At 71.1% G+C, this 14916-nt stretch carries 14 protein-coding genes; 7 read left to right on the top strand and 7 right to left on the bottom strand.

The window, feature by feature from the left end; genetic code table 11:
* Positions 1–35: 35 nt before the first annotated feature.
* The 3 genes from BL253_RS26505 (at position 36) to BL253_RS26495 (ending at position 4606) form a co-directional block, all read left to right on the top strand.
* Positions 36–1466: an NAD-dependent epimerase/dehydratase family protein gene (locus tag BL253_RS26505; protein WP_198946405.1), complete on the top strand. Its 1431-nt coding sequence runs from the start codon at positions 36–38 to the stop codon at positions 1464–1466.
* Between the two features lie 141 nt (positions 1467–1607).
* On the top strand, positions 1608–2930 hold the full coding sequence (locus tag BL253_RS26500) for a restriction endonuclease subunit S (RefSeq protein WP_158230423.1): 1323 nt from the start codon (positions 1608–1610) through the stop codon (positions 2928–2930).
* A gap of 41 nt (positions 2931–2971) precedes the next feature.
* Complete coding sequence (locus BL253_RS26495; protein WP_081438711.1) at positions 2972–4606, top strand: class I SAM-dependent DNA methyltransferase; 1635 nt, start codon at positions 2972–2974, stop codon at positions 4604–4606.
* Here the strand turns inward: BL253_RS26495 and BL253_RS26490 are convergent.
* From BL253_RS26490 to BL253_RS26470, 5 genes are all read right to left on the bottom strand, one after another.
* Positions 4584–5702 carry a magnesium and cobalt transport protein CorA gene (locus tag BL253_RS26490; RefSeq protein WP_241835158.1) on the bottom strand — a complete coding sequence of 373 codons (1119 nt, stop codon included), beginning with the start codon at positions 5700–5702 and terminating at the stop codon, positions 4584–4586. The two genes, BL253_RS26495 and BL253_RS26490, sit on opposite strands and share 23 nt — an antisense overlap.
* A gap of 166 nt (positions 5703–5868) precedes the next feature.
* Positions 5869–6546: an NUDIX hydrolase gene (locus BL253_RS26485; protein ID WP_241835157.1), complete on the bottom strand. Its 678-nt coding sequence runs from the start codon at positions 6544–6546 to the stop codon at positions 5869–5871.
* Positions 6547–6600: 54 nt separating this feature from the next.
* Positions 6601–7671 carry a type II toxin-antitoxin system antitoxin DNA ADP-ribosyl glycohydrolase DarG gene (gene darG / locus BL253_RS26480; protein WP_096336093.1) on the bottom strand — a complete coding sequence of 357 codons (1071 nt, stop codon included), beginning with the start codon at positions 7669–7671 and terminating at the stop codon, positions 6601–6603.
* Between the two features lie 11 nt (positions 7672–7682).
* Complete coding sequence (darT, locus tag BL253_RS26475) at positions 7683–8330, bottom strand: type II toxin-antitoxin system toxin DNA ADP-ribosyl transferase DarT (protein ID WP_131831575.1); 648 nt, start codon at positions 8328–8330, stop codon at positions 7683–7685.
* A gap of 428 nt (positions 8331–8758) precedes the next feature.
* Positions 8759–9667: a TIGR03564 family F420-dependent LLM class oxidoreductase gene (locus BL253_RS26470; protein WP_076820027.1), complete on the bottom strand. Its 909-nt coding sequence runs from the start codon at positions 9665–9667 to the stop codon at positions 8759–8761.
* Between the two features lie 154 nt (positions 9668–9821).
* Between BL253_RS26470 and BL253_RS26465 the strand changes: the two genes are divergently transcribed.
* A complete protein-coding gene (locus BL253_RS26465) occupies positions 9822–10751 on the top strand; it encodes a LysR family transcriptional regulator (protein ID WP_198946404.1) in 930 nt (309 codons plus the stop codon).
* Positions 10752–10854: 103 nt separating this feature from the next.
* Here the strand turns inward: BL253_RS26465 and BL253_RS26460 are convergent, their stop codons facing one another.
* Positions 10855–11421 (bottom strand): TetR/AcrR family transcriptional regulator, encoded by a 567-nt coding sequence (locus tag BL253_RS26460; RefSeq protein ID WP_076820026.1) that lies wholly within the window; start codon positions 11419–11421, stop codon positions 10855–10857.
* Positions 11422–11550: 129 nt separating this feature from the next.
* Between BL253_RS26460 and BL253_RS26455 the strand changes: the two genes are divergently transcribed.
* From BL253_RS26455 to BL253_RS26445, 3 genes are all read left to right on the top strand, one after another.
* Positions 11551–12492 (top strand): SDR family NAD(P)-dependent oxidoreductase, encoded by a 942-nt coding sequence (locus tag BL253_RS26455; RefSeq protein WP_076820025.1) that lies wholly within the window; start codon positions 11551–11553, stop codon positions 12490–12492.
* A 106-nt stretch (positions 12493–12598) separates the two neighbouring features.
* The gene (locus BL253_RS26450) at positions 12599–13042 is read left to right on the top strand and encodes a PPOX class F420-dependent oxidoreductase (RefSeq protein WP_241835156.1); all 444 of its coding nucleotides are present in this window, start codon (positions 12599–12601) and stop codon (positions 13040–13042) included.
* 93 nt (positions 13043–13135) lie between these two features.
* A complete protein-coding gene (locus BL253_RS26445) occupies positions 13136–14128 on the top strand; it encodes an ABC transporter substrate-binding protein (protein ID WP_241835155.1) in 993 nt (330 codons plus the stop codon).
* Between the two features lie 141 nt (positions 14129–14269).
* Here BL253_RS26445 and BL253_RS26440 read toward each other — a convergent pair whose 3' ends face one another.
* The gene (locus tag BL253_RS26440; RefSeq protein ID WP_076820023.1) at positions 14270–14701 is read right to left on the bottom strand and encodes a DUF4190 domain-containing protein; all 432 of its coding nucleotides are present in this window, start codon (positions 14699–14701) and stop codon (positions 14270–14272) included.
* Between the last annotated feature and the right edge of the window lie 215 nt (positions 14702–14916).

Here is a 14916-nt window from a genome sequence, read left to right as displayed (position 1 = left end):
TTCTCTGACATCTTCGGATTGAGGAGATGGTCGGCGTGGCTGGCAGGCGGCGGGTGTTTCTCACCGGGGCGACCGGAAACTGGGGCCGCTGCGTGCTGCGTGAGTTCGCCGGACGGGCCGACCGGTTCGAGGTCGTCGCCCTGGTGCTGCCGACCCGGCGTGAGCGAGCGGCCATCGGCGAGTTCGCCGGCATGCCCAACCTGCGGGTCGCCTGGGGCGATCTGACGGACTACGAGACCGTCGAGCGGTGCGTGCGCGGCAGCGACCACATCCTGCACCTGGGCGCCGTCGTCTCGCCGCTGGCCGACGACCATCCCGAGCTCACGCGCCGGGTGAACGTCGGCGGGGTCCAGAACATCGTCAGGGCGGTGCTGGCGCAGGAGGATCCCGCGGCGATCGGCGTGGTCATGATCGGGTCGGTCGCCGAGACCGGAGACCGCAACCCCCCGCACCACTGGGGCCGGGTCGGCGACCCGTTGCGGGTCTCCCGGTTCGACGAGTACGGCCAGAGCAAGATCATCGCTGAGCGGGCGCTGATCGAGTCGCGGCTGCCGCGCTGGGCATGGCTGCGCCAGACGGGGATCTTCCATCCGGGGATMCTGGGGATCCGCGACGCCATCGTGACCCACGTGCCGTTCGCGGGGGTGATGGAATGGGCGTCGGCCGAGGACTCCGCCCGCCTGCTCGCCAACATCTGCGAGGACGGTGTGCCCGAGCGGTTCTGGGGCCGGGTGTACAACATCGGCGGCGGTGAGCCCTGGCGGCTGACCAACTGGGACCTGCAGGTCGGCCTGTCCGGCGCGCTCGGCGTGAAGGRCCTCCGCCGCTGGTATGAGCGCGGCTGGTTCGCCACCCGCAACTTCCACGGCCACTGGTACACCGACTCGGACGACCTGGAGAGCCTCGTCCCCTTCCGGCACGACACCTTCGACGGCGCGCTCGCCCGCGCCCTGGGTGTCGCCCCGCGCACGGTGCGCCTGGCCGGGAGAGTGCCGGCGGCGATCGTGAAGAACTTCGTCATCGGTCCGCTCACCAGGCAGCCCAGGGGCACCATGACCTGGATCCGCGACAACGACGAGGCGCGGATCCAGGCCTATTTCGGCTCCCGCGCGGACTGGGACGCCATCGGTGACTGGTCCACCTTCCAGCCGCCCGCCCCGGACCGGACCCCGCGCCTGCTTGACCACGGCTACGACGAGACGAAGGACCCGGCCGCATGGAACAGCGCTGATCTCGCCGCGGCCGCCGACTTCCGCGGCGGCGAGCTGCTGTCCCGCACGGTGACCACGGGCGACACCGTCACACCACTGCGCTGGCGCTGCGCCGACGGGCACGAGTTCACAGGCAGCCCCCGGCTCATCCTCACCGCCGGGCACTGGTGCCCCGCATGTGTCAGAGACCCTGCCGGGTACCCCAGGCAGGCGGCCACCAACCGCTTCCTCGCCCAGATCGAGCCCACATCCTAGGCACGTCGTGTATGCCCGGCCTGATCTCACTCCTCAGGTATGAACTGGATGTGGACGAAGCCCGCAGGCCTGCCCCGACCGCGGGACCGGGCGGGCCGTACAGAGACCCGGCTTGATCGGCACGCGCTGGAGCGCCGTTTCGTGACCCTTGTCCTCAACCCCGTCGACATAGTCGCCGAGGCGGAGCGCTCCGGTGATCCCGGCCTGCTGGGATGTCACGAGACCTGGAGGCGGGTCCCGCTGGCGGACGTGGYGGACGTACGGAACGGCTTCGCCTTCAGGTCGGGCCTGTTCAACGACCATGGCCACGGCATGCCTCTGATCCGTATTCGCGACGTCGGTCGGCTCGCCGGCGACACCTATTATTCGGGTGAGTACGAAGAGGAATACCTCGTCCGGGCCGGGGACATGATCGTCGGAATGGACGGCGATTTCCGGGTGGCCGTCTGGCGTGGCCCCGAGGCGCTTCTCAACCAGCGTGTATGCAAGGTCTCCGTGCGTGATCCAGATGTCTATGACCCGGGTTTCCTTCTGCACGTGCTGCAGGGCTACCTTGACGCGATAGGGGCCAGAACCTCGTCGGTCACCGTCAAGCACCTGTCGTCGCGCAGCGTTCAGCAGATCCCGTTGCCCCTGCCGCCGATAGCGGAACAGCGCCGCATCGTCGGGACCCTCGAAGACCACCTCTCCCGCCTCGACGCGGCGGTCCGCGAGGTCGAGAGCGCCCGCCTGCGGACCCGCTCGCTGCGGAAGGCGATCCTGCTCACGCTGGTACCGGAGAGCCCGCCGGCCTCGTGGTCGGTGACGACGACGGGTCAGGCCGGGGTCATAGACCTCGGCCGGCAGCGCCATCCGGACTGGCACCACGGCCCCGAGATGCGACCGTACCTTCGGGTCGCCAACGTGTTCGAGGACCGGATCGACACCGCCGACGTCAAGGAGATGGATTTCTCGGGCGTCTTTGCCAAGTACCGGCTCGAGCCGGGTGACGTGCTCCTGAACGAAGGACAGAGCCCACATCTCCTCGGCCGGCCGGCGATCTACCGCGGCGTCCCCGAGAACGTCGCCTTCACGAACAGCCTGCTCCGTTTCCGCCCCCGTCCCGGCGTGCTCCCGGAATGGGCGTTGCTGGTCTTCCGCCGGCACATGCACTCGCTCCGCTTCATGCGCGAGGCCCGAATCACGACGAACATCGCCCATCTTTCCGTGAAGCGGCTGGCCGCGGTCGAGTTCCCCCTTCCGCCACTTGACGCGCAGAAACGGCTCGTCGGTGTCTGCGACGAGCTGATGAGCGGCGCCGACGCCCTGGACCGCGCCGCGCGGAACGGGCTGAGCAGGGCGGCCCACCTTCGGCGGTCGCTCCTGGCCAGCGCGGTCGGCGGCCGGCTCGTGCCGCGAGACCCCGCCGGTGAGCATGCCGCCGCGCGGCGATCGATCCCCGTTCCCCGGGAGTTCCCGCTGTGACCCCCGCGTCCACGAACCCCGTGTCGGGGCCTCTCGCGTCTGTGAACCCCGCGTCCGCCACACAGGCGCGCACTCAGGCGAACGCGCTGGTCGCGAAGCTGTGGAGCTACTGCACCGTGCTGCGGGACAACGGGCTGTCGACGATCGAGTACGTCGAACAGCTCTCCTACCTGCTGTTCCTGAAGATGGCCGACGAGATCGCCTCCGACCCGTCCGCGGCGGCGGCGGAGGCGAAGGCCGTCGTGCCGTCCACCCATGACTGGCGGTCGCTGGTCCGGTTGCGGGGCGAGGCCCTGGAGCGGCACTACCGGGACATTCTCGAGACGCTGGGCGAGGGAACCGGCACGACGCTGTCGACGATCTTCGCGGGGGCGCGGAACCGGATCACCCGGCCCGCCCTGCTGGAGAGACTGGTCAGGGACCTGATCGGCAGGGAGGACTGGACCGTCGAGGGGACCGACCTCAAGGGCGACGCCTACGAGGGGCTGCTCGCCAGGGGCGCCGAGGACACCAAGACCGGCGCCGGGCAGTACTTCACCCCGCGCGCGCTGATCGACGCGATGGTCGCCGTCACCCAGCCACGGCCCGACGACACGATCTCCGACCCGGCCTGCGGCACCGGCGGCTTCCTCATCGCGGCGCACCACTACCTCCGGGAGCACCACCCGAGTGGTCTCCGCCTGGACGAGCGGTGCGGGCTCGGCGCCGGGAGGATCTGGGGCACCGAGCTGGTGGCCGGCACCGCCCGGCTCGCGGCGATGAACATGCTGCTGCACGGCATCGGCGCGGCCGACGGCCCATCTCCGATCGTCGTCGACGACGCGCTCGCGGAAAGGCCCCGCGGGCACGCCTCGCTGGTGCTGGCGAACCCGCCGTTCGGCAGGAAGTCCGCGATCACCGTCGTCGGCAGCGACGGCAGCCTGGAGAACGAGGACATCGCCTACGACCGCGACGACTTCTGTGCCACGACCACGAACAAGCAGCTGAACTTCCTGCAGCACATCATGTCGCTGCTCGCCGTGAACGGCCGGGCGGCGGTCGTCCTGCCGGACAACGTGCTGTTCGAGGGTGGCGCCGGTGAGAAGGTGCGCCGGCGGCTGCTCGCCGAGTTCGACCTGCACACGATCCTGCGGCTGCCGACCGGCATCTTCTACGCCGGCGGCGTCAAGGCCAGCGTGCTGTTCTTCGAGAAGAAGCCGCCGCGCCCGGACGGCGGCCCGAACACCTCGGTCGTCTGGGTCTACGACCTCCGCACGGGCAAGCACTTCACACTGCGCCAGCGTCCGCTTCGCCAGGCCGACCTGGACGGCTTCGTCGAGTGCTACCTCCCCGGCAGGCCCCGCGCCGAGCGGGTCGAGTCCGAGCGCTTCCGCCCCTTCACCCGCGCCGAGCTGATCGCCCGCGACAAGGTCAACCTCGACGTCACCTGGCTGCGGGACCCGTCCCACGACGACGCCGACAGCCTCCTGCCGCCGGCCGTCATCGCCCGCGAGATCGTCGAGGATCTCCAGGCGGCCCTGGCCGGGTTCGTCGCGATAGCGGATGCCCTGGACGGTCCCGCTGACGGCGACGGGACTGACGGCGACGGGACTGACGGCGACGGCACTGACGGCGACGGCACTGACGACGACGCCACGGGTGACGCGGCCGGTCCTACAGCCAGCCGTTGCGTTTGAACACGCCGTAGAGCAGGACGCTGACCGTGACCATGAACGCCAGGGCGGCCGGGTAGCCCCAGACCTGGCGCAGCTCGGGCATGTGCTCGAAGTTCATGCCGTAGATGCCCGCGGTCGCGGTGGGAACGGCGGCGATCGCCACCCAGGCGCTGATCTTGCGCATGTCCTGGTTCTGGGCGACGGAGACCTGGGCCAGGGTGGCCTGCAGGAGCGAACCGAGGAGGTCGTCGAATCCGGCGATCTGTTCGGTGACGCGGTGCAGATGGTCCTCGACGTCGCGGAAGTAGCTGCGTACGTCGGACGGGACCAGCCCGGCCGCGCCGTCCGGGTCGGCGAGGACGCGCAACGGGGCGGCCAGTGGCAGCACGGCGTGTTTGAACTCCACCACCTCCCGTTTGAGCAGATAGACCGCTCCGGCGTCGGGAAACCGGGTCCGGTGGTCGAACACGGAGTTCTCGAGCGCGTCGATGTCGGTCTCCATCAGGCCGGCGACCTTCAGGTAGTCATCGACGATGTGGTCGGCGATGGCGTGCAGCACGATGGCCGGGCCGCGGGCGAGCAGCTGAGGGCGGGCTTCCAGCCGGGCGCGCAGCGTCTGCAGCTCGCCGTGCGCACCGTGCCGGACGGTGACCACGAAATCGCGGCCCAGGAAGACCATGATCTGGCCGGTCTCCACGATCTCCGCGGCCGTGGAGACCTTGTCGTGGTCGACGTAGCGGATGGTCTTCAGCACGGCGAACAGGGTGTCGTCGTAGCGTTCCAGCTTGGGCCGGTCGTGTTTCTGGCTGGCGTCCTCCACCGCGAGCGGATGCAGCCCGAACGTGGCGGCCACCGCGGCCAGGTCGTCCTCCGACGGCTCGTACAGGCCGAGCCACAGGAAGCTGTCCCTCCCGGCGCGCACGGTGCGCAGCGCCGCGTCGAACCCGTGCGGATGCGGGTCGCGCTCGCCCTGGCGGTACACCCCGCACGCCACGACCGCGTCGCGCGCGCCCAGGGGAGGTCCTTCCGGGCCAGCCGTGCGACGTCGCGGGTGGACCAGCGACACCGGCCTGCGCAGGGCGTCGCCTAACCGTGCGGCACCCTCCCTGACCGTCATCGCCGGACCCGATACGGGACGGCGCGGCCTCGGCCCGCGGTCCTGCTCCCAGCTCACGCGGAAAGCCTACGGCGGATCGCCAGCCGCCTATATCGCCCCGACCGTGACATCCAGCCTGACGCCCGCGGAGCGGATCGGGCGAACATCGGGCCCGGCGAGTATCGGCTCAGCCGAGCAGGCGCCGCGTCCGCGTCAGGGTCTCGCGCAGGTTGTCCTCGGCGGCGAGCTCCAGTGCCTCGGGCAGGCTGAGCCAGCGCAGGGGAGCGGTCGGCTTCTCCGGGCTGGCCGCGTCGGGGGTGGCCGTGGCCAGGACGAAACGAAGGTCCGCGTGCTCATGCGCGGGTTCGCGCGGCGTCCCGGGCACCGAGACCACGACCGTGTGCCGCAGCTCCCCGGTCGGCCAGGGGCGCAGATCCGCGAGGCCCGTCTCCTCGCGGCCCTCGCGCAGGGCGACGCTCAGCGGGTCGGTCTCCCCGGGGTCGCCGTGACCGCCGACCTGCAGCCAGCTCCCCATCCTGTCGTGCCAGCGCAGCAGGACGCGCCTGGTCTCGGGATGCACGATCAGTGCCGACCCCGTGAGGTGCAGTGGAATGTCCCGCGACCACGGGTCCGAGGTGCCGGCGACCATTGCCCGGACCCTGGCGACGTCCTTCGTCTCGGTCTGGCCGGCGGGCCGGTAGCTCGTGAGCAGGTCATCCGCGCTGTGTGGGGAGGAACGCATACGAACGGAGCCTAGAGGGAGAAGAACATGATCTGGGGTCGTCGACGCCAGGACCGCCACGGCGAACGCCTCGAAGTACTGGTCGTCGGCCAGATCCTCGGCTCGCAACAGATGACTGGGCACGCCGCGCCGCGCCGGACGACTCGGTAGCCGGCGCGCGATAACGGCGCCAGCTGCTTAGGAGCCGCCGCTGTGGGCGCCGGAAGGCAACCAGCCCTGGTCGCGGAGCGCCTGCCAGGCGGTTCGGATGTGGCTGTCAGTGAACATTCGGCCCTCGCGGGGGGTCCAGGCCCGGACCAGTCGAGAGATCTCGTCGGCGTCGTCCGGGTCGATAGCCTCATGAGCGGCGATCCAGTGCACGCTTGCGAGCAGTTCCATGCCATACGCGGACTCAAAGCCGTCGGCGAGGCCAAGGACACGCTCGATGCGATCGGCTACGTGCGGCTCTCCCGCAAGCGCGTGGTCCGCTTCGTCCGTGGCGCCTGGTAGAAGGGTGAGCGGTTCAGYATCGAGGGCCTTCGCGCTGCCGTCGCCGAAACCAGCCAGATAGTGGCCTTCCAGGTTGTTCAGCGCGTGGCGCAAATTGTYCGCGTACGGACCGTAGTAGCCCTTTGTGTACTGCAGCCCGAGAGGCTCACCGGCCAGCTGGAGAAAATACAGCAACTTCTGTACCTCGATGATCGAGACGCCGAGCGCATGCGCGGAGTACCGCTCGATGATCCGGATGAGGGCCGCCCGTGGGGACGTCATGGCGGGACGCGGTGTTCTCGTCGGCATCGCCGCCGCCGCCAGGGTCTCTCCTGGTGGATAGAGCACGACGAGCACATCGTCCAGGGCGCCGAGCGCGGCGCGAATCCGCGGCTCGACGATKCCCCAGGCGAGTCCGCCGTTGCCGCATCCAAAGGGGKGCACCGCGATCGATCGGATACCCAGCTCCCGGATGACCCTGACGAGGTCGACCAGACCCCGATCGATGTCGGTGACCCGCGACGGCGACCGCCAGTGCCCCTTCGTGGGAAAATTGATCACATACCGGGTGTCGGGTGCTACGCCAGTTGACCAGACATGCATGCGGCCGAGTTCGACCTGTCCGTCGGCCACAGCTTGCCGATAGGCGTCGAACATCTTCGGGTAGGCGCGACGGAACTGCAGCGCGAGTCCCTTGCCCATCACGCCAACGGTGTTGACGGTGTTGACCAGGGCATCCACATCCGCGTCGAGGAGGTTGCCGCCCGCCTCGGTGATCAACGTCGTCCGCCTCATGGTCCAGAAGTACCAGGCGGGTCTGACGATAACCGCGAGCCGTCGATCAGCCTGCGCCATGGCCGCCTGGGCTCGACGAGCGCTGGCAACCGATCTGGCCACGACCTGAGTGAAAGCGCCCAGGGCACGCGGTCGTGGACGAGGCACTCCGCCATCCGCCGCTCGACGCGATCCGGCTCGYCCTCGGTCGAGTTCCACATCCGCGCCCGCATCAGCGGCCAGTCCACCAGCGCGGCCAGGTCGTCGGGATCCGAACGGAACGTCGCGTTCCGGAGCACGGCATTGCGGTCGGTGAAGACGAGGGGCAACCCCAGGTCGGTGAGCCGCTCGACCGACGTCACCAAGTAGACGAGCTCATCGCAGCCGTCGAGGTACGTCAGAACCTGACCATGGTGGATCGCCGCCATCATCGGGCTCCGCGGCGCGAAGTAGAACGGTGCGTAGTCGGCGACCACCCCGCCGGGCGGCACCGGTACAACCCGACGGCCACGCCTGGCCTTGATCCCRAGGTTCGCCACCTGTATCCGTCGCACGTCCGCGTCCACCGCCGCCGACTCGGACAGCAGGCCGACCTCGGCGATTGTCGCGAGCTGGTCGAGGTGGGTGAAGTGCAGGACCTGCGTCGGGAGCGGCCGAGCCCCCATGACCCACACACCTCCCTCAACGTTGGCTACAGATGGTCGCCGAGACCTGTCGGCGGCCGGCGCCCATGATCCTCGCTGGTCTGCCGCCGCCGCGAACCGGTCAGTCCCATTCGCAACAGATGACGAACACGTCGCACCACATCCGAAGTACCTCCGGCCGTGCAGCCACTTCCGGCCTGGTCGCCGCACCGGTCCCGTCCGCCGCGCCGACACGCCGCAGTTGCCGTGAGGAAGTCAGCCACCGGATGGCCGCTTCGATGAAGGTCCTCGATGGACCGATGTCCGTGAGYTCGGCGCCGCCGACCGGGCTGCCTCCGCAGCGGCTTGAGTAACTCGGTGGCGTCGGTGACTGGAACGCGCGGCACCATGCCCTGCGGGCCCCACTCCATGTCTGCCGAAGGAGCCTGGGACGGGCTTCCCGGGACCGCCTACCAGGAACGGGCCAGCGCGCCGACGGCCTCGATCGTGCGGGCGCGGTCGGCGGCGCTTCCGCAGGCGATGATCTGGACCTCGGCCGCGCCGGCGTCGGCGAACCGCCGCAGCTGCCGTTCGACGCCGGCGGCGTCGCCGACGACGGCCGTGCCGGCCGGGCCGTCGAGGCCCTGACGGTCGAAGAGCGCGCGATAGCTGGGCAGGCCGCGCGCCGCGCCGAACGCGTCGTCGATCCAGCGCCGCGCCCCGTCCGGGTCCGTGGTGACGCACACGCAGACGCCGGCCACCACCGCTGGCGCCGGGCGTCCCGCCGCCGCGGCGGCCCGGGCCAGGGTGGGCAGGAAGTAGCTCTCGACGAGGCCGGGACCGGCCCAGGTGGTCAAAGTCCCGTCGGCCGCCTCGCCGGCGAGCCGGAGCATGGCCGGCCCGAGCGCGGACAGCAGCACCGCCGGCTCCTTCGCGCCGGGTACCGCCACTGTTCCCTCGGCCGCCCAGTGCCGGCCCCGGTACGAGAACGGCTCGCCGCGCAGGGCGGGCGTCAGGACGCGCAGGTAGTCACGCAGGTTCGCGACCGGCTCGGTGAACGGGCGACCGTACCGGAACTCGATGATCGGAGCGGGCCCAGGACCCACCCCGAGCACCAGCCGGTTCCCGGTCAGGGCCTGGACCGTCAGCGCCTGCGCGGCCAGCGCCACCGGGTGGCGTGGGTAGCTGCGGATGATCGAGGTGCCCAGAGTCGCGGCGGGGGCCGCCTGGCCGACCGCGGTCAGCAGGGTCAGCGGGTCCCAGCCGTCCCGTTCGCTCAGCCACAGCGAGCCGAATCCCGCCTCGGCCGCCCGCGCGGCGTCGTGCGCGAGGTCCCGTGCCGTCCGGTCACCGTCGTCGAGCCACAGCCCGATCCGCATGTGTTCCTCCGTCTTCCGTCTTCGGTCGCTCGTGTTCGGTCTTTCGTCTTCAGATGTCGAGTCCCGCGCGTGCCGGGGCCATCGCCAGTCAACGAGTCACCGCGCGGCTGACCAAGGCCCGATTAGCCTGGGCAGCGATAACGAATGTTGATGAATGGGGGGCGACGGCGTGGAGCTTCGTCAGCTTCGCTGTTTCGTGACCGTCGCCGAGGAACTGCATTTCGGCCGGGCGGCCGAGAGGCTGCACGTCGTCCAGCCCGCGGTGAGCCAGCAGGTCGCCCGGCTCGAGCGTGAGCTGGGGGTGCGCCTGCTGGACCGCTCCTCCCGCCGCGTCCGGCTCACGGTTGAGGGGGCGCGGATGCTCGTCGAGGCCCGGGCCGTGCTCGCCGCGGCCGACCGGACGTCGGCTGTGGCCGCCGAGCTGGTCGCGGCCGGCCGGTCCACGATGCGGGTCAGCGCCAGCCCGGGCCTCGGGCCGCGGCTCGAGCGGGCGCTTCGCGAGCTGCGGGAGACGCCGGGCCAGCGCGAGGTGGCGGTCGAGCTGGTCAGCGTACGGATCCCGGACCAGGTGGCGGCGGTGGCGCGGGGCGAGGTCGACGTCGCGCTGGTGCGGGCCGCCCGCCCGAGCGCGGGCGTCCGGGTCGTGGAGCTGTGGCGCGAGCCGCTGCGGGTCGCGATACCGGCCTGGCTCGAGACGGCACCTCGGCCCGCCGTGGACCTGGCCGCCCTGGCCCGTCTTCCGCTGCGGATCCCGTCGGAGGCGTGTGACCCGTTCTTCCGGGCTTTCGTGCTCCGGGCGTGCTGGTCCGCCGGGTTCGAGCCACGGCTGGGACGGCCGTCCGGCAGCGTCCAGGACACGCTGGTCGAGATCGGCGCCGCCCGCCCGGCGGCGACGGCCGAGGGCCCGGGTGATGCCACCTGGACGGTGCTGCACGGCGAGGCCACGAGGGACCCGGCGGCGTGGCTCCGCTCGGTGGCCATCCGGCCGACCGACCCGCCGCTCGACGTCCCCGGCTGTCTCGTCGTCGCCGAGACCAGACCGCCGTCCTGCGTCGAGGCCCTCGCGGCTGCGTTCGCCGCCTAGCGTCCGCCGTTCATCCGTTCATCCGTTCATCCGTTCATCCGTTCATCTGCCCGCTCGCTCGTTTGTTCGTCCGCCCGCTCGCTCGGCAACGAGCGAGCGGCGTTCAGTGACGGGCGCGCAGCGCGTCCATGAGGAGGTCGAGCAGGCGGCCGGCCTGTTCGCGGTCCCGCAGGTCGGCGCTCGCCAGCGACATGCCGCTCAGGCTGATCAGGACGTCGTCGGGCGTCACGTCCGACCGCAGTGTCCCGGCCGACGAACCCGCCCGCAGCAACGTCGTCACGGCGCCGGTCAGTCGGTCTCGGCTGCGGGAGAAGGGATCGCCGCCGGAGGCGATGAGCGCGCGCAGGGCGTCGCCCATGCCGCGCTTCGCGCTCATGTAGTCGATGAAGTGATCCATCCAGGTCCGTAGCGCCTGGTCGGGCGTCATCGTGGCCAGCAGGTCGTCGACGGAGTCGCACAGCCGGTCGAGCTCGTTGCGGTACGCCGCGTCGACTAGCGCCTCGCGTGTCGGGAAGTGACGGTAGAGCGTCCCGATGCCGACGCCCGCCTCCTTCGCGATCGTCTCGAGCGCTATGTCCGGACCGTCCTGCGAGAGAGCCCGGACGGCGACCTCGAGCAGCCGCTCCCGATTGCGCCGCGCGTCGGCACGCAGCGGTCGTGTGGCGGCCATCACACCTCCTCCGCGGAAATATTCGGAGGTTCCTCCGGTTATTGTCCGACGAGCCGGAGGTTCCTCCGGTTGAGCGTACCGAGTACCGAGACCGAGTACCAAGGACCGAGTACCAAGAAGGAACGCGCCATGACCGATCGGATCACCACCCCGTTCACCGCCGAGTCGACCGCCGCCGAGGTGATCGACGGTATCGACCTCGCCGGCCGTCGCACCGTCGTCACGGGCGGTGCCTCGGGCATCGRCATCGAGACGGCTCGCGCCCTGGCCGGCGCCGGCGCGGAGGTGACCCTGGCCGTCCGCAACCTCGAGGCGGGCGACCGCACCGCCGCGGACCTCATCGCCACCACCGGCAACAAGCAGATCCTCGTCGCTCCTCTCGACCTCGCCGACCAGGCGTCGGTCGCGGCGTTCGTCGCCCAGTGGGACGGTCCGCTGGACATCCTGATCAACAACGCCGGCATCATGGCCTCGCCGCTCCTGCGGACTCCCGAGGGCTGGGAGATGCAGTTCGCCACGAACCACCTGGGCCACTTCGCCCTCGCCACCGGGCTGCACGACGCTCTGGCCGCCGCGGGCCGCGCTCGGGTCGTGTCGGTCAGCTCCAGCGCGCACCATCGCTYGGCCGTCGTCTTCGACGACATCCACTTCGAGCGCCGCGAGTACGAGCCGTGGTCCGCCTACGGCCAGTCCAAGACCGCCAACGTGCTGTTCGCCGTCGAGGCGAGCAAGCGGTGGGCCGGCGACGGGATCACCGTCAACGCCCTGATGCCCGGCGGCATCCGGACCAACCTGCAGCGCTACGTGTCCGAGGAGGACCTGGCGCGGCTGCGCGCCGCCGCGGGCGCGGTCGACGTGCAGTGGAAGACCCCCGAACAGGGTGCCGCCACGTCGATCCTCGTCGCGACGTCACCCCTGCTCGACGGCATCGGCGGACGCTACTTCGAGGACTGCGGCGAGGCGGAGGTCGGTGCCCTCAGTGCCCGCAACGGCGTCGCGCCGTACGCCCTCGACCCCGAGGCCGCCACGCGGCTGTGGGACGTCTCCGTCGCGACCCTGGCCGGCCGCTAGACACCGGGCTGGACGGCCGTTGCCGGAGCGGGGCGCTGGCAACGGCCGTCCAGCCCGGTGTCGAGGGGCCGGGCTCTGGGCAGAACCATGCCGCACCGTGGCACGAATGGATGGCGACCTGGAGGAGGACCTGGCCGTGGCGAAGCCCCCGTTGCCAGAGAAGGTCAGCGAACTGCTGGCGGAGCCGAATCCGTGCGTGATGGCGACCGTGCGGTCGGATGGTCAGCCGGTCTCGGTGGCCACCTGGTACCTGTGGGAGGGCGGCCGGGTGCTGGTCAACCTGGACGAAGGCCGCAAACGGCTCGAGTACCTGAGATCGGACCCCCGGGTGTCGCTCACCGTGCTCAAGGCGGGCGACTGGTACACACACGTCAGCCTGCAGGGCAAGGTGGTGGAGCTGAAGGACGATCCCGAGCGGGTCGACATCGACCGGATCGCCACGCACTACACCGGCCAGCCCTACCCGGACCGGGTCCGCGGGCGGGTGAGCGCGTGGATCGAGGTGGAGACCTGGCATGGCTGGGTGTCCGGCAGAAGGATGGCGACCTGACGCCGGGCCGGCCCTGGCCCCTTGGCGGTGGCCATCCGGCGCTGGCCACCGCCTACTGACCGCGTCCGCCGACTGATGGCGGCGGTGCGGGCGGTGCTGGTGACGCCCATGTCCGGCCCCCTGGCACGGTACGGCCGGGCCGGTGCGGCCGCCCTCGCCCTCTGGGCGGAGGATTTCGCCGCGCCGGACCGGGTGGCGCTTGAGGTGGTCGACGCGCATCCGGACGCCGGCGCGGCGGCCCGCCGCGCGGAGGCCCTGCGCCCGGACCTGTTGTTCGGTCCGTACGGAAGCCGCCCGGCAGCCGACGTCTGCGCGGCCACCCGTCGGCTCGTCTGGAACCACGGTGGCGCCGTCGTTCCGCCACGGAGCAACGTGGTGAGCGTTCTCGCCCCGGCGGACACGTACTTCGCCGGCACGGTGGAGATGATCCGCCGGGAGTTCCCCGGTGTCGGGACGGTCGGGGTGCTGCACGGCCCCACTGGATTCGCGCGCGCCGTCGCCGCCGGCGCGGTGGCGCGGGCGGAACGGGACGGCCTCGCCGCCAGCCCGGCGGTGCTGCCCGCCGCGCCTCCGCCCGCGGACGCGTTGTTGGTGGCGGCTCGTTTCGACGAGGAGCTCGCGGTCGCGCGCGCCGTGGACCGCGCGGGCCGGCGGGTGCTCGGTTTCGTCGCGGCCGGCGTGCGGGAGGTGCTCGCCGAGCTGGGCGACGGGCGGGAGGGTCTCGTCGGCCCGGCGCAGTGGCTGCCCGAGGCCGCGCCCGAGCCGGACGAAGGCCCCGCCGCGGCGTCGTTCGTCGCCGCCTACCGGGCGCGTACCGGTTTCGAACCGCCCTACCCGGCCGCGCAGGCGTTCGCCGCGGGACTCGTCGCCCTGCGCTGTCTGCGCGCGTCGGGTACGGCCGGGGAGTCTGGCGACGACGCGCTGCGGACGGCGGCGCTGGGCCTGACGTGTACGACGCTTTTCGGCCCGTTCCGCGTCGACGCGGCCGGGCGGCAGCTCGGGCACCAGGTCCTGACAATCCAGTGGCAGAACGGGCGACGGGCGGTCGTATGGCCCCCAGAACGGGCGAACGCATCACCACGCTGACCCGGCGCCGCTGACGGCGGATATCGAATGCCCGAACCGGATGAACCGGACGCGACGCGGCCCGAGCTGGGTACCCAGCTCGGGCCGCGTCGCGTCCGGGGAGGCGGACCGCCGCGTCGCCGGACGCGACGCGGCCACGGATCAGACGTACACCATGATCCCGAGGGCCACGCCGATCAGCGTGCACACGATCGCCACGATCGTCGCCGCCTTACCGCGGCTGCTCCGCTTCCCCCAGGCCACGGCGCCGCAGACGATGCCGGCGACACCGGCGAACGGGACCACGACGCCGAGCGCGCCCAGCACGAAGCCGAGGATCCACAGCGTGCGGACACCGGAGGACTCGCCAACCGGGGCAGCGCCGTACGAATAGGGGGAGCGGCCGTACTGGTCCTGACCGGATTCCGGATAGGGCATGTATCCGGTCTGGTCGGCCGGAGGAACCGGGTACCCGGCATGCGGCGCGGCCTGGCCACCGGTGTTCTGGACGGTTCCCTCGTCCGGCGGCACAAATGGGTTGCTGTCAGTGACCCGCGAGTTCGCGGCGTCGTGCGTCGACGTGGGCCTCGTCATTTCGACTCCGTTCTCTGCGTGTCCGTTCTGCGTCTTCTCCTACCCGCGTTTCCGTCGGACTCACCTGCGACCTCGCGGGAAATGAGGATTTCGGCTGAGATGTGCCGTCAACCAGCCCACACGCCTCAGCCGGGACCGTCGCCTGGGCTGAGGMCGTAGGTCGTGCCGACGGTGCGGCATGGCGCCCCGTGAGCCAGGGATGGTCGGTTTGGTTC

It is taken from the genome of Pseudofrankia asymbiotica, from assembly GCF_001983105.1.
Lineage (GTDB): Bacteria > Actinomycetota > Actinomycetes > Frankiales > Frankiaceae > Pseudofrankia > Pseudofrankia asymbiotica.
This window is presented reverse-complemented; position numbering and strand designations above follow the sequence as displayed.

Bases quoted from the DNA above. Each gene is read 5' to 3' on its own strand.
- BL253_RS26490 (WP_241835158.1), bottom strand. From the start codon at position 5,702: ATGACGGTCAGGGAGGGTGCCGCACGGTTAGGCGACGCCCTGCGCAGG.
- BL253_RS26470 (WP_076820027.1), bottom strand. From the start codon at position 9,667: ATGCGGATCGGGCTGTGGCTCGACGACGGTGACCGGACGGCACGGGAC.
- BL253_RS26465 (WP_198946404.1), top strand. From the start codon at position 9,822: ATGGGGGGCGACGGCGTGGAGCTTCGTCAGCTTCGCTGTTTCGTGACC.
- BL253_RS26460 (WP_076820026.1), bottom strand. From the start codon at position 11,421: ATGGCCGCCACACGACCGCTGCGTGCCGACGCGCGGCGCAATCGGGAG.
- BL253_RS26450 (WP_241835156.1), top strand. From the start codon at position 12,599: ATGGATGGCGACCTGGAGGAGGACCTGGCCGTGGCGAAGCCCCCGTTG.
- BL253_RS26440 (WP_076820023.1), bottom strand. From the start codon at position 14,701: ATGACGAGGCCCACGTCGACGCACGACGCCGCGAACTCGCGGGTCACT.